Consider the following 18738-nt stretch of genomic DNA (forward strand, 5'->3'; position numbering starts at 1 on the left):
CAGATTAAAATCATCACCTTTAGAGCGGTAGACTGCGAAAATCGCCCTTAGCGTTCCACCTGGAGAACGATCATTGGAAGACCTGAACTCCCTCTACTTTTTCACCCAGGTGGTCGAGCACGGCGGCTTCGCCCCGGCCGGGCGGGCGCTGGACATGCCCAAGTCGAAACTCAGCCGACGCATCGCCGACCTTGAGGACCGCCTGGGTGTGCGCCTGCTGCACCGCACCAGCCGGCACTGCTCGCTGACCGAGATTGGCCAGGCCTATTACAACCGTTGCCTGGCCATGCGCGTTGAAGCCGAAGGCGCGGCGGAGATCATCGAGCGCAACCGCAGCGAGCCACGCGGGCTGGTGCGCATCAGTTGCCCGACCACACTGCTCAACTCCTGGGTCGGGCCGATGCTCACCCGCTACATGCTCAAATACCCGCAGGTGGAACTGTTCATCGAAAGCACCAACCGCCGCGTCGACCTGCTGCATGAAGGCTTCGACGTGGCGCTGCGCGTGCGCTTCCCGCCGCTGGAAAACACCGACATGGTCATGAAGGTGCTGAGCAACAGTACCCAGTGCCTGGTGGGCCACCCGCAGTACCTACAGCAATTGCCCAAAGGCTTCGATCCACAGCTGCTCGGCACGCTGCCCAGCGTGCACTGGGGCAGCGCCCAGCGGGAGTACCAGTGGGAGCTGTTCCAGGGTGAAGACATGAGCCGCAGCATCGTGATCCCGCACACCCCGCGCATGGTCACCGACGACTTGTTCGCCCTGCGCCATTTCGTGGTCGCCGGGGTGGGGATTGCACACTTGCCTAGGGTCGCGGTGCGCGAAGACCTGGCGGAAGGCCGGCTGGTCGAGCTGCTGCCGGAATGGCACCCGCGTTGCGGCATCGTGCACGCGATCTTCCCGTCGCGGCGCGGGTTGCTGCCCTCGGTTCGGTCGCTGATCGATCACCTGGCGGAGGAATTCGCCACTAGCGATATGGCCTGATCAGACCCGCGCAGCCATCGCTCGGGCTTCACCTTTGAGCAGCAGATCGACCAGCAGCGCCAGCAACACAGCACCGGCCGCCACGGCGAACAGCGTAGCGTAGTGGCCACCACTGGCGGCGAACAACGCCGAGTATGCGTACCCGGCGATCGCCTGAAAACTGGCGAACGACACGGTGGCGCGGCTCCATATCGCATTCTGCTGGGCGTGGCCCTCAACCAGTTGATGCACCCGCGCCAACGCCAGCGGCACGATCCCTGGCGGGAACGAGCCGATCAACAGCGCGGCAGCGGCGAGCAGGCGCAAGTCCTGGCTGCCCAGCAAAACGCCCAAGGCGATCAGTTGCGCAAGCAATACCAGGCGGATGCCCGCACGGGCACCCAGATGATCGGCCAGCAACCCGTAGATCACAGGCCCGGCAATTGCGCCAAGGCCGTACAACCCCCAGATCACCCCGCCGGCGTGGGTGCCAGCGCCCAGCCCGCGGCTGACATAATCCACCAGGAACATCATCGGGGCCACCAAGGCCGTGGCCATCAACGCGTATTGGCCGAATAACACCTTGATTGCCGGCGAAACACTGCCTGGCTGGGGCACAGGCCCCGCCTGCTGATGCGCGTGCTCGGCTGGCCAGCCGGCCCAGCTGCTGAGCGTGAGCAGCAACGAGAACGCCGCGAGCCCCAGCCAGGTCTGCTGCAGGCCCTTGCCCAGCAGCCATGGCACCAGGCTGGCGGCAGCGGCGATGCCCAGGCCAATGCCAAGGAAGATCGCGCCACTGGCCAGCCCGCGGCGCGCTGCAGCCACATGCGGCAGGATCGCGCTGGCCGCCAGCACCATGATTACGCCGCCCGCCACCCCCGACAGCAGCCGCCAGCCGAAGAACCACCCCACCGACAGCGGCCAGGCACACGCCAGGAACGCCAGGCTGACCAGGACCATCATGCCGCGCAGCACCGCCCGGCTGGACCAGCGCGCCGCCAGCGGCCTGCCCAGTAGCGCGCCTATCAGATAACCCGCCAGGTTGGCCGCCCCCAGGTAGACCACCGCCGAGCTGGCGAACCAGTGCGCCTCGATCAGAGCCGGGATCAGCGGTGTATAGGCGAAGCGTGCCAGCCCGATACCGACCAGGCTGGCACACAGCCCGCTCCAGATAGGCAACCAGGGTGCACGTTGAGTCGAGACATTCATGATCTGCCCTCGCGCCGGCTGCGGCGCTTGTTTGTAAGGATGGGAAGAGCATAAAGTCGATTCGCGACGAAATAACGCAGCGATTTCTCAGCACCGCCCTGCATTTTTGCATCACCGAGGACACCCGCGATGAATTGGGACGACACCCGCGTATTTTTGGCCCTGTGCCGCGAGCAGACCTTGCGCGCCGCTGCCCGCAGCTTGGGCGTGGACCAGGCAACGGTGGGCAGAAGGCTCGGGTCGCTAGAGAACGCGCTTAACGCCACTTTGTTCCTGCGCACCTCCAGCGGTTACGCACTGACCAGTGCCGGGGAGGTCGCGATGCACGCCGCGCTGGAGATGGAGGCTGCCGCCGCAGGCCTGCAGCGGCAGATCCTTGGCCTGGATGAGCGCTTGAGCGGTGTGGTGCGGGTCACCACCACCGACTCGTTCGCCATGGATTTCATCATCCCGGCCGTCGCCAGCCTGCGCTTGACGCATCCGGGTGTCGAAGTCCAGCTACAGGCCTCGACGCAGATGCTCAACCTCACTAAACGCGAGGCTGATATCGCCGTACGCACGCACAAACCCGACAACCCCGAACTGGTGGTGCGCCGCCTGGCGCGCTGGCAAAGCGGGCTGTTTGCCTCAGCCGCCTACCTCGAGCGCTGTGGTGCGCCGGTACCGGGCAGCGGCTTCGCTGGGCATGAACTGGTGCTATACCAACCCTACCTGGACAGCGGCAAGGAGGTGACCCTGGCCGGCGAGCCCATCGCTCAGGGCCGGGTCGCCCTGACCTGCACCTCGGGGTTGATGGTGCGCCGGGCCCTGGCCAGCGGTATCGGGCTCGGTGAGTTGCCGCTGCCGCTGGGCGAGCGGGACGGCTTGCGCAAGGTATGGCCGCAGGGCAAGCCATACGATATCTGGCTGGTCACCCACCAGGATGTCAGGCACACAGCCCGGGTGCGGGTGGTGATCGAAGCGATTGCGCAGGCGTTCTCGAACTGACCCAGCACACCCTTACAAGACCCTGGCCTGTCCTTGCTCCACAGTCCCGCATCATCCACCCCGGAGCCCCCATGATCCGCGCCACTCACGGGCCAGGCCGCACCCTGCTCGCCACCCTCGCCCTCTGCCCGGCCCTCGGCCAGGCGCAGGAACCCGGCTGGTCGCTGCTCAGCCGCAACTACTTCCTGCACAGCGACTTCCGCTCCCCTTCCGGCAGCGGTCAGAACTACCGCCAGGAATGGGCTCAGGGCTTCATCGGCGAAATTCGCTCCGGTTTTACCGAAGGCATCCTCGGTGTCGGCATCGACGCCCACGGTTTTCTCGGCCTCAAGCTCGACGGCGGCCGCGGCCATGCCGGTACCGGCCTGCTGCCCCGCGACAGCGAGGGTCGCGCCGCGTCGGACTATTCCAGCGCTGGCGCCGCCTTGAAGCTGCGTATGGGCAACACCCAGTTGCATTACGGCGAGATGACCGTCGAAACCCCGGTGTTCGACACCGCTGACAAACGCCTGCACCCGGAGTACGCCACCGGCTGGCTGCTGGAAAACACCGACCTGCCTGACTGGCGCCTGCAAGCGGGGCGCTTCACCGCGTTCAACAACCAGGACAACAGCTCGACCCACGACGACTTCTCAGGCTATGGCGCCACTACCCATGGCCGCGCCATCAGCCTGGCCGGCGCGACCTTTGCCCCCGCTGGCCCGTTCGGCGGTGCACTGTACGCAGGGCAGCTGCAGGACACCTGGCGCCAGGCCTATCTCAACGTGAACCTGGCCGAGGGTAACTGGCGCTTCGACGGCAACCTGTACCAGACCCGCGACACCGGCAGCGCCAGTGCGGGCGCCATCGACACCCTCGCCTACAGCCTATCGGGCAAGTACCGCCTTGGTGTCCAGGCCGTGACCCTGGCCTATCAGAAGATCGAAGGCGACACGCCATTCGACTTCGTCGGCGGCGACTCGATCTACCTTGCCAACTCGATCAAATACGCCGACTTCAACGGCCCCGGCGAACGCTCGTGGCAACTGCGCTACGACCTCGACCTCGCCACCCTTGGCGTGCCTGGCCTGAGCCTGATGGGCCGCTACGTCAGCGGCAGCGCCATCGATGGCACGCATGCCCCGGCGGGCGGCGCCTACGCTGGCCAGCAAGGCAAAGGCGGGCGTCACTGGGAGCGCGACATCGACCTCAAGTACGTGGTGCAGTCGGGGGCCGCCAAGGACCTCAGCCTGTCGTTCTCCCACGTCAGCCATCGCGCCAATCAGGCGCAGGCGGGCGACGACATCGACCGCATCTACCTGATCATCGAGTACCCGCTCAAGGGCAGCTTCTGACACGGCCCGCCCCCACAGGTGCGAAGAGGCCAGTGATGAGCGCACAAAAAAGGGGGCCCGATAACGGGCCCCCTTTCACATCAGGTCAGCTTAGAACGCGAAGCACGAACACCCCAGCGCGCCCCAGAAGCCCTGGTAGTCATTAACCGGCACACTCGAATGCCGCGCCTTCTCATGGCTGTGTGCGTGCACGCCACACGGCCCGCTGCACTGGTGCACCGCCGCGGCCAACGATGGCGTACCGACGCGCCAGTGCCCCGGTACCTTGGCCACCGGCGACCATTCCGGCAGGACCGGCACCTGAGGTGGGCCAAGCCTGTCAAACTCGCCAGCGCCGTACACGACCTTGCCATCAACGATGGTCAGCACCGACTCGATACCCTTGATCGCCTCTTCATCCACGCTGAAGAAGTCCAGCGACAGCGCCGCCAGGTCGGCCAGCTGGCCTACCTTGATCTGGCCTTTCTTGCCCTGCTCGCTGGAGAACCAGGCACTGCCCTGGGTGAACAGCTGCAGTGCGGTGTCGCGGTCCAAACCTTCGGGGTACAGCTCCATGCCGCCCACGGTCTTGCCGCTGACCAACCAGTACAGCGAGGTCCATGGGTTGTAGCTGGACACGCGGGTAGCGTCGGTGCCGGCACCGACCGGCACGCCCATCTCGAGCATGCGCTTGACCGGCGGGGTCTGCTCTGCAGCCTTGGCGCCATAGCGGTCAACAAAGTATTCACCCTGGAAGGCCATGCGGTCCTGAATGGCGATACCGCCGCCCAGCGCTCGTACACGCTCGATGTTCTGCGGGGTGATGGTTTCGGCGTGATCGAAGAACCACGGCAGGCCATTGAACGGGATGTCGCGGTTGACCTTCTCGAACACGTCGAGCATGCGCGTGATCGATTCGTTGTAGGTGGCGTGCAGGCGGAACGGCCAGCGTTGCTCGACCAGGTGGCGCACCACCGGCTCCAGCTCTTCTTCCATGGTTTGCGGCAGGTCCGGGCGCGGCTCGAGGAAGTCTTCGAAGTCGGCAGCGGAGAATACCAGCATCTCACCAGCCCCGTTATGACGCAGGAAGTCGGTGCCGCTGTGCAGCTTGACGCTGGAGGTCCACTTCTTGAAATCGTCCAGTTCTTCCTTGGGCTTCTGGGTGAACAGGTTGTAGGCAATGCGCACGGTCAGCTGGTTGTTGTCGGCCAGCTCCTGGATCACCGAGTAGTCGTCGGGGAAGTTCTGGTAGCCGCCGCCGGCATCGATGGCACTGGTCAGGCCCAGGCGGTTCAGTTCACGCATGAACTGGCGGGTGGAGTTGACCTGGTATTCCAGCGGCAGCTTCGGCCCCTTGGCCAGGGTTGCGTAGAGGATCATCGCATTGGGGCGGGCGATGAGCATGCCGGTGGGGTTGCCGAACTTGTCGCGCTGGATTTCGCCGCCCGGCGGGTTTGGCGTTTCCTTGTTGTAGCCCACAGCCTTGAGCGCGGCGCGGTTGAGCAGCGCGCGGTCGTACAGGTGCAGCAGGAACACCGGGGTGTCGGGCGCGGCCTGGTTGATTTCTTCCAGGGTCGGCATGCGTTTTTCGGCGAACTGGAACTCGTTCCAGCCACCGACCACACGCACCCACTGCGGGGTTGGCGTGCGCGCAGCCTGGTCCTTGAGCATGCGCAGGGCATCGGCCACCGACGGCACGCCTTCCCAGCGCAGCTCCAGGTTGTAGTTCAGGCCGCCGCGGATCAGGTGCAGGTGCGAGTCGTTCAGGCCTGGGATTACCGTGCGCTGCTTGAGGTCGATGATCTGCGTGGCAGCACCCTTGTGGGCCATGGCCTCGGCGTCGTTGCCCACGGCAATGAAGCGGCCGTCTTTGATGGCGACGGCGGTCGCGGTGGGCTTTTCGCGGTCAACGGTGTGAAGCTTGCCGTTGAACAGAATCAGATCGGCGGTCATGGAACCTCCTTGAGTGGATGCGTGGGCGGAACCGGCGGAGCCGGTGAAGGGCAATGCGGACCAGAGCGCGCCAGCGGCACCGAGCACAGTGCTGGCGGCGAGGAACTGGCGACGGCTCTTGTCGTTGGCGTCCTGGGACATGGTCTTCTCCGTCTGGGTGCGGCGGCGGCGGCAACTGTGGAGCATGCCGCTTCAAGCCTGGTCAGGGATTGCATGGATGTGCGGTGGGTTGAAGAAGGTTAGCCCTGTTCACATTTTGTGCTGGCAGGGCCGGCCTCTTCGCCGGCAAGCCGGCTCCCACAGGCACCACACAGGGCTTGGAGCCGATGCGGTCGAGGTAGGAGCCGGCTTGCCGGCGATGGGCCGCAACGCGGCCCCAGCCTGCTCAGCGTTTCAAAACCGCCAGCAGGCCTTCTCTCAGCCGCGCAGCCAGTTGGCACAGCGCCGCGTTACCCAAGGCATGATGAAGAACACCACAGGCAGGATGACGAACAGGTTGACGATCAGGTTGCCGATCACCACCCCGCCCAACTGCGGGAAGCGTGCGAACAGCGGCGCCAGCAGCTGCGGAATGATCATGGTCATCGGGCAGATCACCAGGTAGGTCAGCAATGCCTGCTTCCAGCGCGGCGGTTGCGTAGCGTTGCTGCTCGGCGGGGTGAACCAGAACTCCGGGTCGTCGTGCACCTGGGTGTGGTCGCCGCCTTCGAGCAGCGGCAGCACTTCGTTTACCAGCGCCTGGCGCTCGGTTGAGTTGACCCAGGCCTGCAGCAGGCCGGCATCGGCGAAGCGCACCACGGTGGTGAAATGCAGCCCACCGTCGTCCGGGCGGATCACGTTGACATCGAGGTGCCCCGGCTGGCGCCGAGCGGTGCTGACCGTGCGCTTTAGCCAGGCTTCGTAGCCGGCCAGCGACGCGGCGCGAACCTTGTGCTGAATGACCAGGGTCACCACGTTGCGGTTGTCTTGGAATGCGGTGTTCATCGGCGTTCCTTGGGATGAGCTTGCCCGCATCCACTGTGCAACGGCGGACGGGCGGAGGATTGGATGGTTGTGCTGCCCTGCTCGGGCACCGACTGACGGTGCCCTGGGCGGGCCGGCTTACTTGCCGGCGTTGAAGGCGTTGTAGCTGGTCATCAGGTTGCGGTAGTCCGGGATGTGGTTGGAGCACAGCGCGGCCAGGCCTTCGATATCGTTGCGCCAGTCGCGGTGCAGCTCACAGGCCACGCCGAACCAGGTCATCAGCTGCGCACCGGCACGGCTCATGCGGTCGTGGGCGGCGTCGCGGGTCATGGCGTTGAAGGTGCCGGAGGCATCGGTCACCACGAACACCTCGAACTCTTCTTCCAGGGCAGCCAGGGCCGGGAAGGCGACACACACTTCGGTGACCACGCCGGCGATGATCAGCTGCTTCTTGCCGGTGGCCTTCACGGCCTTGACGAAGTCTTCGTTGTCCCAGGCGTTGATCTGGCCTGGGCGGGCGATGTACGGGGCGTCGGGGAACAGCGCTTTGAGCTCTGGCACCAGCGGGCCATTCGGGCCTTGCTCGAAGCTGGTGGTGAGAATGGTGGGCAGGTTGAAGAACTTGGCAAGGTCGGCCAGCGCCAGCACGTTGTTCTTGAACGCGTCCGGCTCGATGTCGCGCACCAGGGACAGCAGGCCAGCCTGGTGGTCGACCAGCAGAACGGCGGCGTCGTCTTTGTTCAGGCGGTTGTATTTGAAGTTGGTCATGGTCGTAGCTCCTAAGGGTTTTGATTTTCAGTAAGTTGGGTGTTTCGCGTTGATGGGAGAAGATTAAAACCATCCCCTTTTGAGCGGTAGATAGTGGTTTTTGGCTTTAGCGTTCTATTTAGTGAACGATGAGTTGGCAAAGCCGGCGCAGTACCTGTGAGAGCGGTAATGCCCGCGAAGAAGCCAGCACAGACAGCCATTGCCTGCCCGCCCAACCTGCTCTATTACTACCCACAGCCCTCCCCTCACCCCCGAGACCATCATGCTGGCTTTCATCCAGTCGTCCCCGCTGTTGCTCGGTTGCGCCCTGATCCTGCTCGACCTCGTGCTTTGGCAACTCATCCCTGTTCAGCGCAGGGCATGGCGTATCGGCGCAAGGCTGGCGATCTTCCTGCTGTTCAGCTGGGTGCTGGTGGCTGCCGGGATGAGCCCGCTGCAACCGCCGCCCTGGGTCGACGACGTGTCGCGCAACCTGATGGCCACGGTGCTGGCGATCGGCTGGTGGTTATTTGGTGCGCGCACGGTGACGGTGGTGTTCGGCCTGCTGCTGGTGGCGCGCGGCAGCCATGGCGGGCGGTTGCTGCAGGATGTGTTGGGGGCGTTGATTTTCCTGGCGGCGGTGGTGGCCGCTGCCGGCTATGTGATGCAACTGCCGGTGAAGGGCCTGCTGGCCACCTCGGGGGTAATGGCCATCGTCATTGGCTTGGCGCTGCAAAGCACTTTGGCCGACGTGTTCAGCGGCATCGTGCTGAACACCACGCGGCCGTACCAGATCGGCGATGCGATCTCCATCGACGGCACCGAAGGCAAAGTGCTGGATATCGACTGGCGCGCCACCCGCCTGCTCACCGGCTCAGGCAGCCTGGCGGTGATCCCCAACTCGGTGGCGGCCAAGGCCAAGTTGCTCAACCACAGCCGCCCGGCCGATGTGCATGGGGTGTCGATTAGCGTGGTGGTGCCAGCCAAGGTCCGGCCAAAGCGGGTTTTCGATGCGCTGGAAAAAGCCTTGCAAGGCACCCGCGCGATTCTCGCATCACCCAAGCCAAAGGTGACGGTCAAGGCATCGAGCCTGGAATCGGTGGAGTACGAAGCCAGCGGCTTTGTCGCCGACATGGGCGGCAAGACCGAGGCACGCAACCAGCTGTTCGACCTCGCCCACCGGCACCTGGAGGCCAGCGGCGTGATGTGGAACGTCGACCTGGCCGTTCCACCGCGCAGCCGCCAGCGTGAAGTACTGGACGAAGTGCGGGTGTTCCGCTCCCTGAGCGACGAGGAGCGCGACGCCCTGAGCCAGCGCATGACCGCGGTGGAGTACCTGGCGGACCAGGTGATTCTCGGCGTGGGCGAGCTGTCCGATTACTTGCTGGTGATTGGCAGCGGCGTGGTGTCGGCGTCTGTACGTGATGGCGACAAGCTGCTGGAGGCCGGGCGCATGGGGCCGGGTGAAGTGCTGGGGATCGAGGGCATCATCGACGAGGATGACTCGTTTGCCGAGTTCCGCACCTTGACCAGTTGCGTGCTGTACCGCATCGACAAGGAGCAGGTGCGCAGCTGCCTGGTGCAGCGCGGTGAGGTGCAGGCGGCGTTGACCAAGTTGCAGCGGTTCAGGCGCCAGAGCCGGGAATCGCTATTGCTGCAGAAGCCGACCCTGATCAAGAAGGGCGGCTTCCTTAGTTGGTTGCACAAGTAATCGGTTTGTCTTTACTGGCCTCTTCGCGGGGCAAGCCCGCTCCCACAGGCACGCCACAGGACCCTGTGGGAGCGGGCTTGCCCCGCGAAGAGGCCAGTGGTTACAACACCACTCTCAAGCACTGCCCCGCGTGATACAGCGAGAACCCTGACTCGTAGAACGCCGTGCGCAACGACGGCGCACTCACCCCGGTCATCGGCGAGAACGGGATCGGCAGGCTGTCCGCCTCACCCTTGAGCAAAAACTCGGCAAACGCACGGCCGATCACTGTGCCGGTGGTATTACCCCGGCCGTTGTAGCCGGTGACCGCGACCAACCCAGGCGCCGGTTCGAACAGGCGCATCAGGTGGTCGGGGGTGAAGTCGATGCAACCGGTCCAGTGCATTTCCCACTCGACCTTGCCAAGCTCCGGGTAGTAATGGCTCTGTATGCGGTCAGCCCAGCTGCGCACGAACCACGCCGGCTTGTTGTCGACCCGGCCGAGGCTGCCGAGCAGCAGGCGACCCTGGTCGTCGCGGCGGATGCTGCTGAGTACGGTGCGGGTGTCCCACGAGCCTTGGCCATGTGGCAGGACCTTGTCGGCAGCAGCACCGTGCAGCGGCTTGGAAGCGACCTGGTAGTAGTAGCCACGGAAGAACTGCTTCTGCAGGTTGCTCCAATCGCCTTCGGTGTAGGCGCCGGTGGAGATCACCACCTTCTCGGCGCACACCGAGCCGCGGGCAGTCTTGACCCGCCAGGCGTCGCCATCGCGCTCCAGGCCTTCGACGGCCGATTGCTGGAACAGCTTGCCGCCCAGGCGCGCAACCGCCGCGGCCAGACCCTGGGTATAGCCCATGGGGTTGATGGTGCCGGCGCGGCGGTCAAGCAGCGCGGCGGAAATCTTGTCGGTACCGCAGTATTCCTGGCACTGGGCGCCGGTCAGCAACTGCACATCGGCGCCGCGTCGGCTCCATTGTTCATGCCGCGCTTGGAGGTCGGCGATGCCGGTGGCGTTGTGCGCCATGTGCAGGGTGCCTTTGTGCTGCGCCTGGCAATCGATGCCAAGGCGTTCGATCATGGCGAACACTTCGCCGGGCGCCTCGCCGAGCACCTTGTTCAAGCGGCTGCCCTGCTTCTGGCCCAACGTTGCCTCGACATCATCGGGGCGTATCCAGGTGCCGGCGTTGACCAGGCCGACGTTGCGTCCGGAGCCACCGTGGCCGATCTTCCAGGCCTCCAGCAGGATCACCGACTTGCCCTGTTCGAGCAGGTGGATGGCCGCCGATAGGCCGGTAATGCCGCCGCCGATGACGCAGACATCGGCCTTGTGCTCACCGGCCAGGGCCTGGGCGGCGACGGTCGGTTGGCTGACGTGTTCCCACAAGCATTGTTGACGCAGTTCGGACATGGCCGGCTCCAGCAGTTTTGTTCTTATTGGGGCTGCCTTGCAGCCCTATCGCCGGCAAGCCGGCTCCCACAAGAATCGCACCGAACCCTGTGGGAGCCGGCTTGCCGGCGAACCGGGGGCAACGCCCCCGGCCCTGCAGCATCAGTCGAACACGATACCCTGCGCCAGCGGCAACTCACGCGAGTAGTTCACGGTGTTGGTCTGGCGACGCATGTAGCCTTTCCAGGCATCCGAACCCGACTCACGGCCACCGCCGGTTTCCTTCTCGCCACCGAACGCACCGCCAATTTCGGCGCCGCTGGTGCCAATGTTGACGTTGGCGATGCCGCAGTCGCTGCCCGAGGCGCTCTGGAAGCGTTCGGCTTCACGGATATCAGTGGTGAAGATGCACGACGACAGCCCCTGCGGCACTTCGTTGTTCAGGCGCAGCGCCTCTTCGAAGTCGTCGTAGGCCAGCACGTAGAGGATCGGCGCGAAGGTTTCGTGGCGCACCACCTCGCTCTGCGCGGGCATTTCGGCGATGGCAGGCGAAACGTAGTAGGCGTTGGGGTACTGGTCGGCCAGCTGACGCTCGCCACCGAATACCTCGCCGCCTTCGTCGCGGGCCTTGGCCAGCGCGCCCTGCATGGCGTCGAACGACAATTTGTCGATCAGCGGGCCCACCAGGTTGTCCTTGCGCGGGTCACCGATACGCACCTTGGCGTAGGCGGCTTTCACACGGGCAACCACTTCGTCCTTGATGGAGCGGTGCACGATCAGGCGGCGCAGCGTGGTGCAGCGTTGGCCGGCGGTACCGACGGCGGAGAACAGGATGCCGCGCACGGCCAGGTCCAGGTCTGCGCTCGGGGCCAGGATCATGGCGTTGTTGCCGCCCAGTTCCAGGATGCTGCGGCCAAAGCGGGCGGCCACGCGTGGGCCGACTTCACGGCCCATGCGGGTGCTGCCGGTGGCGCTGACCAGCGGCACGCGCGGGTCGTCTACCAGCGCTTCGCCTGCTTCGCGGCCGCCGATGATCAGTTGCGCCAGGCCAGCCGGGGCATCGCCGAAGGCTTGCAGGGCTTTTTCGAACAGCGCCTGGCAGGCCAGCGCGGTCAGCGGGGTTTTCTCGGACGGCTTCCACACCACCGCGTTACCGGCCACCAAGGCCAGGGCGGTGTTCCAGGCCCACACGGCCACCGGGAAGTTGAAGGCACTGATCACGCCGACGACGCCCAGCGGGTGCCAGGATTCACGCATGTGGTGGCCAGGGCGTTCGGAGGCAATGGTCAGGCCGTACAGCTGGCGCGACAGGCCTACGGCGAAGTCGCAGATGTCGATCATCTCCTGCACTTCGCCCAGGCCTTCCTGGGTGATCTTGCCGGCTTCGATCGACACCAGTTCGCCCAGGTCGGCCTTGTGTTCACGCAGCACTTCACCGAACAGGCGCACCAGCTCACCACGGCGCGGGGCCGGCACGCTACGCCAGGCTTCGAAGGCACTTTGCGCCGCGTCGATGCGGGCGGTGGTCTCGGCCTTGCCAAGCAGTTTCACCGTGGCGATCTGGCTGCCGTCGATCGGCGTGTGAACAGGGTAATCGCCCTGGGTGTAAGCCGTGGCGGCAACGCCAAGGCGCTCGAGCAATCCAGCAACCATTTGTGTTTCTCCTACATCGGGTGATGGGGTGGAAAAATGATGGGGATCAGTATTAATCCGATCACACGGGTGCAACAAACGACCTTTATTCCGCTTATCATTCCGTCAGGTAATGATTCGAGCCGCAGAGAACGCTATGTCCAAACGCCTGGTGCCTTCCATGACCGCCCTGCAGTGCTTCGAGGCTGCAGCTCGCCACTTGAGCTTTACCCGTGCCGCCGAAGAGCTGCACCTGACCCAAAGCGCGGTCAGCAAGCAGGTGGCGCAGCTCGAAGAGATGCTCCGCCACCATCTGTTCCTGCGCATCCGCAGGCGCCTGCAGCTGACGCCTGCCGGTAGCCTGTACCTGGCCGAGGTCAACAAGATCCTCACCCAGGTCGACATGTCCAGCCGCTACGTGCTCACCTACGGCGAGCAGACCGAGATATTGAAAGTAGCCACTCAACCGAGTTTTGGCGTGCGCTGGCTGATCCCGCACCTCAAGGGCTTCGGCAAGCGCCACAGCAACATCCACCTGGATATCCGCAACGAAATGGAGCCCTTCGCCTTGCTGCAGGGCTCGGCCGATGTGGTTTTCTTCTATGGGCAAGGCACCTGGCCGGGGGCGACCTGCATCGAGCTGTTCAGCGAAGAGGTAGTGCCCGTGTGCGCCCCGGAGCTTCTGGCAGGGCGCAAATTGAAGGAAGCCAGCGAGCTGGCCGAACTGGTGCTGCTGCAAAGCACCTCACGGCCCGAGGCCTGGCATGAGTGGTTCCTGGAGCTGGGGTTGCAGAGCGTCAGCGCCTACCACGGGCCGCGCTTCGATACGTTCTATATGGCCTTGAGCGCGGCGCAGGCCGGTTGCGGGGTGGCGCTGGTGCCGCGTTACCTGGCGGCGAAGGAGTTGGCCGAGGGTAGCCTGGTGGTGCCGTGGAACCATGCCATGTGCAGTGCCGGGGCGCATTACCTGGCGTATGCCGAGCATGCGGCAGAGGTGCCCAAAGTGCGGGCGTTGGTGGAGTGGATTCAGGAGCAGCTTCAGCCTTGAGATTGCCGGGGCCGCTTTGCGGCCCTATCGCCGGCAAGCCAGCTCCCACAGGCACAGCACAGTTGCTGAAACTTGTGCTGTGCCTGTGGGAGCTGGCTTGCCGGCGATAGGGCCCTGAAGGTCGATCAAAAAAGGAATGACACACTCACTTTTTTTCGCTTGTGGCCGTAGTGCATTCCCAGCTTTCATGTAAGCGTCCGAACCCAACCAGGAAGCTAGCGATGCCCGCCCACGATTTCGTCAGCCCCGACAGCATTCGCGCGCAGTTCTCTGCCGCCATGTCGCTCATGTACAAACAGGAAGTGCCGCTTTACGGCACGCTGCTGGAGCTGGTGAGCGAAATCAACCAGCAGGTCATGGCCGAGCAGCCCAAGGTGGCCGAGGCCCTGCGCTGGACCGGCGAGGTCGAGCGCCTGGACCAGGAGCGCCACGGTGCCATCCGCCTCGGCAGCGCCGAAGAGCTGGCCACCATCGCCCGGCTGTTCGCGGTCATGGGCATGCAGCCGGTCGGCTATTACGACCTCAGCTCCGCCGGCGTGCCGGTGCACTCCACCGCGTTCCGCGCGGTGCACGAACAGGCGCTGCACATCAGCCCGTTCCGCGTGTTCACGTCGCTGCTGCGCCTGGAATTGATCGACAACCCCGCATTGCGTGAGCTGGCGCAGACCATTCTGGCCAAGCGCAAGATCTTCACTGCCCGCGCTCTTGAGCTGATCGCTCAATGCGAGCGCGATGGCGGCCTGAACGCAGCCGACGCCGAGGCCTTTGTACAGGAGGCGTTGCACACCTTCCGCTGGCACAAGGACGCCACGGTCACTGCCGAGCAGTACCAGCAGCTGCACGATCAGCATCGGCTGATCGCCGATGTGGTGGCGTTCAAGGGCCCGCACATCAACCACCTGACCCCGCGCACCCTGGACATCGACGCCATTCAGCTGGGCATGCCGGCCAAGGGCATCCCGCCGAAGGCCGTGGTCGAAGGCCCGCCCACCCGCCGCCACCCGATCCTGCTGCGCCAGACCAGTTTCAAGGCGCTGCAGGAGAAGGTCGCTTTCAGCGACCAGCACGGCAGCGAAGGCAGCCACACCGCGCGCTTCGGCGAGATCGAACAGCGAGGCGCTGCGCTGACGCCGAAGGGCCGCCAGCTGTATGACCGGCTGCTCGACGCTACCCGTGCGGCCCTGGGCGGTGCGCCAGCGGAGGCCAATGCCGAGCGTTACGTGGCGCTGTTGCACGCACACTTTGCCGAGTTCCCCGATGACCTGGCGCAGATGCGTGAGCAAGGCCTGGCGTACTTCCGTTATTTCGCCACCGAAAAGGGCCTGGCCGCGCGAGAGCAGGCTGATCGCCCGACTACCCTGCAAGGTTTGATCGACGCTGGCCATGTGCATTTCGAGGCCTTGGTGTACGAGGACTTCTTGCCGGTGAGTGCGGCGGGGATTTTCCAGTCGAACCTGGGTGACGATGCCCAGGCTGAATATGGCAGCAATGCCAACCGCGATGCCTTCGAGGCGGCACTGGGGCTGCGGGTGCAGGATGAGCTGGCCTTGTATGCGCAGAGTGAGCAGCGGTCGCTGCAGGCTTGTGCGCAGGCGTTGAACCTGCGGTCGCTGTAAAAAAGGGCCGCTTTGCGGCCCATCGCGGCTGAAGCCGCTGCTACAGGTACGGCGCAGGGAGTGCGGTCAACGGGTTATCTATACCCGAAACCGATCCACTTCCTGGCGCAACTGCGCCGCCAACCCCTCCAGCTCACGCGCGGTAAAGGCCAGTTCATTGGCCACATCCCGCTGTTCACTGTTGGCCTGGGCAATGCTCTGCAGGTTGCGGCTGAGCACGGTCGCGGTGCTGCTCTGCTCCTGGGTGGCCGTACTGATCACCGTGAACTGCTCACCCGCCACCCGGCTTTGCTCGTCGATGCGCGCCAGGGCCTCGGCCACCTTGTCGTTGCGCTGCAGGCCTTCCTGCATCAACTGATTACCCTGCTCCAGCGTGCTGATGGCGTGGCCGGTCTGTTGCTGGATGCTGGCAATCATCCCGGAAATCTCATCGGTCGCCTGGCGAGTGCGTGCTGCCAGGCCGCGGACCTCATCTGCGACCACGGCGAAACCGCGGCCCTGTTCGCCAGCACGCGCCGCTTCGATGGCAGCGTTGAGGGCCAGCAGGTTGGTCTGCTCGGCGATCGCGGTAATCACCCCGACGATGCCGCCGATCTCTTGCGAACGTGCGCCCAGCGTGTCCATCACGGTCGCGGTGCCTCCCAGTGCCTCGGCGATCTGGCGCAAAGAGCTCGACGCTTCATCCATGGCCGTGCGGCCAATCCGGGTCTGCTGGGCGTTGTCGCGGGCCATGCGCTCGGTGCCCGCCATGTTGTCGGCAATGTTCATCGAGGTGGCGCTGAATTCTTCCACTGCACCGGCCATGCTGGTGATTTCACCAGACTGCTGGTCCATGCCCTCACAGGCGCCCGCCGACAGGCCGGCCAACGAACGGGCGCGGCCACTGACCTGCTCGGAAGCACCGCGAATGTGCTCGACCATGGTCGCCAGCGCTTCGCCCATCTTGTTGAAACTGCGCGCCAGCTGGCCGATCTCATCATGGCTGGTCACGGCAAGGCGGGCATTGAGGTCGCCAGCGCCCAAGGCATTGGCCTGGCGTACCAGGTCGTCGAGCGGGCGCAGCTTGCGGCGCAGCAACCACAGGGTGGCGGCCACGGCCAGTAGCATCGCCAACAGGCTGCCGATGGCCAGGCGCAGGCCAACGCTCCAGGTTACCTCGCGGATCTCTGCCAAGGGCATGCTGGCAACCACGGTCCATGGGCCTTCGGCAAACGGCGCGGAGGCGCTGAAAGAAGGCTGGTCGGCATTGGCTGGCGGCACCAGCCATTGGCCCTGCTCGTCACGAATGGCCAGCGACCCGGTTTCACCAATACGGAAGCGTTTGAGGTTGCTGAACTGCGCATTCTGCGCGTCGGTGTAGTCGAAACCGACGAACAGTACGGCAATGATCCGGCCGTTGCCGTCGTTCACCGGTACATAGCGGGTCATGTAGTTGCGCTCGAACAGCACCGCCCGGCCCACGTACATCTGCCCCGCCAGCAGCTTCGCGTACGCCGGATGCTGGCGGTCGAGCTGGGTACCGATCGCGCGGCTGCCATCCTGTTTTTTCAGGTTGGTGGTGATGCGCACGAAGTCGTCACCGCTGCGCACGAACAGCGTGGCGATGCCGGCGGTCATCTGCTGGAATTCGTCCACCTGCTGGAAATCGTTGTTCAGCAAGTGGTCACCCAGGTACAGGGCCGGCGTGGCCTGCCCGGCAACCTGTACCGTTTCGCCGGCATGCAGCGAAAGGCCAGAGGCAAAGCGACGCTCGAACAAGCCGCTAAGGCGTTGGGTGTTGTCCTTGAGCGAACCATGGAAGGTTTCCAGCTGGTCGGCCAGCAGCCGCGCTTCGCTGGCCAGGTGCGCCTGGCGCGTGGCGAGGTTGGCGTCGTCCAGGGAACGGAGGGCGAACAGAGTACTGCCGGTGATCACCAACGCCAGCACAATGGCGAGGGCGATACCGAGCTGCGAAGCGATTCGGGCACGCGGTTGAGACATGGGGAAGCTCCTGGCAGGTGGCCTGGATCATCCTGATCACGTGGACCGCCTGCTGTTTGTCGACGGAGAATCGCGCCCTCTTTCCGGGACGCTGGTGCAAGTAAATCGGCGTCGCAGGCGAATACTTGAGTGTCGGACCGGGGTATTCGCAAACGTTTTCTTTAGCCTGCACTGGCCTCATCGCGGGCAAGCCCGCTCCTACAGGGATTGCGGGGGTGCAAGCTCTGCGGTGTGCCTGGGAAGAGGCCAGTGAGGGCGATCAAAGACCCGGCAGAATGCGCACATCCGGCAAGTTCACCGCCGCCGCCTCTTCCTGCAAAAACACACTCAAGCGCCGCAACCGCTCACCCCCTGGGCGGGTGCGCGGCCACACCAGGTAGTAATCCATGCCACTGGGCACTGCTGTCGGCCAGGGCAGGCTCAAGCGCCCGTGGGCCACGTCTTCGGCAACCATCAGCAGGTCGCCCATGGAGATCCCGTAGCCGCGGGCCGCAGCGATCATGCCCAGCTCCAGCGTGTCGAACACCTGCCCGCCCTTGAGCGAAACGCTGTCGGCCAGGCCCATGCGCTCCAGCCATTCGCGCCAGTCACGCTTGTCGGGGGTGGGGTGCAGCAGCTCGATGCCGGCCAACCGGCGTTGGTCCAACGGGCCTTCCTTGAGCAAGTCCGGTGCCCCCACCGGAATCAACAGCTCGGAGAACAAGCGCCGGACCTCCCAGTCCGGCGGGAACACGCCGTCACTGAGCAGTACTGCGCAGTCGAAGGGCTCCTGATTGAAGTCGACATGATCGACGTCCATCCAGGCGCTGGTCAGTTGCACTTCGTTGCCGGGCTGCAAGTGACGGAACTGGCTCAGGCGCGCCAGCAGCCAGCGCATGGTCAGGGTTGAAGGCGCCTTCATGCGCAAGATGTCGTCTTCGCCGCGCAAGGTATCGCACGCCCGCTCCAGTGCGGCGAAGCCCTCACGCACGCCCGGCAACAGCACCCGCGCGGCCTCGGTCAGTTGCAGGCTGCGGCCGCTGCGGATGAACAGGCGGCAGGCGAAGTGATCTTCCAGGGTACGGATGTGCCGGCTGACCGCACTCTGGGTGATCGACAGCTCATGGCCGGCACGGGTGAAAGAGCTGAGCCGGGCGGCGGCTTCGAATGCGCGCAGCGCATACAGCGGAGGCAGCTGACGGGACATGGGGCACCTGCATACGGGGCGGCGAAGGGATGCTTGTGATCATATATGCATGAGTTGAACTCA

The 18738-nt window shown here is 64.8% G+C and carries 14 protein-coding genes; 6 read left to right on the top strand and 8 right to left on the bottom strand.

The annotated features are described in order from the left end of the window. Positions 1 to 73 precede the first annotated feature (73 nt). Entirely contained in the window at positions 74 to 985 is a 912-nt protein-coding gene (locus ABEH27_RS05620; protein WP_346612615.1) for a LysR substrate-binding domain-containing protein, read from the top strand. Here the strand turns inward: ABEH27_RS05620 and ABEH27_RS05625 are convergent, their stop codons facing one another. Next, positions 986 to 2173, bottom strand: a complete 1188-nt coding sequence (locus tag ABEH27_RS05625; RefSeq protein WP_346612616.1) for a YbfB/YjiJ family MFS transporter — start codon at positions 2171 to 2173, stop codon at positions 986 to 988. It lies immediately after the preceding gene. A 129-nt stretch (positions 2174 to 2302) separates the two neighbouring features. On the opposite strand from ABEH27_RS05625, the gene ABEH27_RS05630 reads away from it, so the two are divergent. After that, positions 2303 to 3160, top strand: a complete 858-nt coding sequence (locus tag ABEH27_RS05630; protein ID WP_346612617.1) for a LysR family transcriptional regulator — start codon at positions 2303 to 2305, stop codon at positions 3158 to 3160. 71 nt (positions 3161 to 3231) lie between these two features. Further along, entirely contained in the window at positions 3232 to 4494 is a 1263-nt protein-coding gene (locus ABEH27_RS05635; protein WP_346612618.1) for an OprD family porin, read from the top strand. A 90-nt stretch (positions 4495 to 4584) separates the two neighbouring features. Here the strand turns inward: ABEH27_RS05635 and ABEH27_RS05640 are convergent, their stop codons facing one another. From ABEH27_RS05640 to ycaC, 3 genes are all read right to left on the bottom strand, one after another. Beyond that, positions 4585 to 6426, bottom strand: a complete 1842-nt coding sequence (locus ABEH27_RS05640; protein ID WP_346612856.1) for an amidohydrolase — start codon at positions 6424 to 6426, stop codon at positions 4585 to 4587. A gap of 417 nt (positions 6427 to 6843) precedes the next feature. After that, positions 6844 to 7410, bottom strand: a complete 567-nt coding sequence (locus ABEH27_RS05645) for an antibiotic biosynthesis monooxygenase (RefSeq protein WP_346612619.1) — start codon at positions 7408 to 7410, stop codon at positions 6844 to 6846. Positions 7411 to 7527: 117 nt separating this feature from the next. Further along, positions 7528 to 8157, bottom strand: a complete 630-nt coding sequence (gene ycaC, locus ABEH27_RS05650) for an isochorismate family cysteine hydrolase YcaC (protein WP_346612620.1) — start codon at positions 8155 to 8157, stop codon at positions 7528 to 7530. Positions 8158 to 8419: 262 nt separating this feature from the next. On the opposite strand from ycaC, the gene ABEH27_RS05655 reads away from it, so the two are divergent. Further along, positions 8420 to 9847 carry a mechanosensitive ion channel family protein gene (locus ABEH27_RS05655; RefSeq protein WP_346612621.1) on the top strand — a complete coding sequence of 476 codons (1428 nt, stop codon included), beginning with the start codon at positions 8420 to 8422 and terminating at the stop codon, positions 9845 to 9847. A gap of 100 nt (positions 9848 to 9947) precedes the next feature. Here the strand turns inward: ABEH27_RS05655 and ABEH27_RS05660 are convergent, their stop codons facing one another. Both ABEH27_RS05660 and ABEH27_RS05665 read right to left on the bottom strand, forming a co-directional pair. Continuing rightward, entirely contained in the window at positions 9948 to 11234 is a 1287-nt protein-coding gene (locus ABEH27_RS05660; RefSeq protein WP_346612622.1) for an FAD-binding oxidoreductase, read from the bottom strand. A gap of 141 nt (positions 11235 to 11375) precedes the next feature. Continuing rightward, positions 11376 to 12866 (bottom strand): aldehyde dehydrogenase family protein, encoded by a 1491-nt coding sequence (locus ABEH27_RS05665; RefSeq protein WP_346612623.1) that lies wholly within the window; start codon positions 12864 to 12866, stop codon positions 11376 to 11378. A 136-nt stretch (positions 12867 to 13002) separates the two neighbouring features. Here ABEH27_RS05665 and ABEH27_RS05670 point away from each other — a divergent pair, with 136 nt between their 5' ends. Beyond that, a complete protein-coding gene (locus ABEH27_RS05670) occupies positions 13003 to 13893 on the top strand; it encodes a LysR family transcriptional regulator (protein ID WP_346612624.1) in 891 nt (296 codons plus the stop codon). 221 nt (positions 13894 to 14114) lie between these two features. Further along, positions 14115 to 15509, top strand: coding sequence for a VOC family protein (locus tag ABEH27_RS05675; RefSeq protein WP_346612625.1), 1395 nt, complete (start codon positions 14115 to 14117; stop codon positions 15507 to 15509). 78 nt (positions 15510 to 15587) lie between these two features. On the opposite strand, the gene ABEH27_RS05680 is transcribed toward ABEH27_RS05675, so the two are convergent. Next, positions 15588 to 17489 (bottom strand): methyl-accepting chemotaxis protein, encoded by a 1902-nt coding sequence (locus ABEH27_RS05680; RefSeq protein WP_346612626.1) that lies wholly within the window; start codon positions 17487 to 17489, stop codon positions 15588 to 15590. Positions 17490 to 17748: 259 nt separating this feature from the next. Beyond that, positions 17749 to 18675: a LysR substrate-binding domain-containing protein gene (locus ABEH27_RS05685; RefSeq protein ID WP_346612627.1), complete on the bottom strand. Its 927-nt coding sequence runs from the start codon at positions 18673 to 18675 to the stop codon at positions 17749 to 17751. Positions 18676 to 18738: the final 63 nt, after the last annotated feature.

Origin of the sequence: Pseudomonas sp. P39-UII1, from assembly GCF_039672635.1 — a bacterium.
Lineage (GTDB): Bacteria > Pseudomonadota > Gammaproteobacteria > Pseudomonadales > Pseudomonadaceae > Aquipseudomonas.

Excerpts from the sequence above, each read along its gene's own strand:
- ABEH27_RS05625 (WP_346612616.1), bottom strand. The coding sequence starts at position 2,173 with ATGAATGTCTCGACTCAACGTGCACCCTGGTTGCCTATCTGGAGCGGG.
- ABEH27_RS05630 (WP_346612617.1), top strand. The coding sequence starts at position 2,303 with ATGAATTGGGACGACACCCGCGTATTTTTGGCCCTGTGCCGCGAGCAG.
- ABEH27_RS05635 (WP_346612618.1), top strand. The coding sequence starts at position 3,232 with ATGATCCGCGCCACTCACGGGCCAGGCCGCACCCTGCTCGCCACCCTC.
- ABEH27_RS05640 (WP_346612856.1), bottom strand. The coding sequence starts at position 6,426 with ATGACCGCCGATCTGATTCTGTTCAACGGCAAGCTTCACACCGTTGAC.
- ABEH27_RS05645 (WP_346612619.1), bottom strand. The coding sequence starts at position 7,410 with ATGAACACCGCATTCCAAGACAACCGCAACGTGGTGACCCTGGTCATT.
- ycaC (WP_346612620.1), bottom strand. The coding sequence starts at position 8,157 with ATGACCAACTTCAAATACAACCGCCTGAACAAAGACGACGCCGCCGTT.
- ABEH27_RS05655 (WP_346612621.1), top strand. The coding sequence starts at position 8,420 with ATGCTGGCTTTCATCCAGTCGTCCCCGCTGTTGCTCGGTTGCGCCCTG.
- ABEH27_RS05660 (WP_346612622.1), bottom strand. The coding sequence starts at position 11,234 with ATGTCCGAACTGCGTCAACAATGCTTGTGGGAACACGTCAGCCAACCG.
- ABEH27_RS05665 (WP_346612623.1), bottom strand. The coding sequence starts at position 12,866 with ATGGTTGCTGGATTGCTCGAGCGCCTTGGCGTTGCCGCCACGGCTTAC.
- ABEH27_RS05670 (WP_346612624.1), top strand. The coding sequence starts at position 13,003 with ATGTCCAAACGCCTGGTGCCTTCCATGACCGCCCTGCAGTGCTTCGAG.
- ABEH27_RS05675 (WP_346612625.1), top strand. The coding sequence starts at position 14,115 with ATGCCCGCCCACGATTTCGTCAGCCCCGACAGCATTCGCGCGCAGTTC.
- ABEH27_RS05680 (WP_346612626.1), bottom strand. The coding sequence starts at position 17,489 with ATGTCTCAACCGCGTGCCCGAATCGCTTCGCAGCTCGGTATCGCCCTC.
- ABEH27_RS05685 (WP_346612627.1), bottom strand. The coding sequence starts at position 18,675 with ATGTCCCGTCAGCTGCCTCCGCTGTATGCGCTGCGCGCATTCGAAGCC.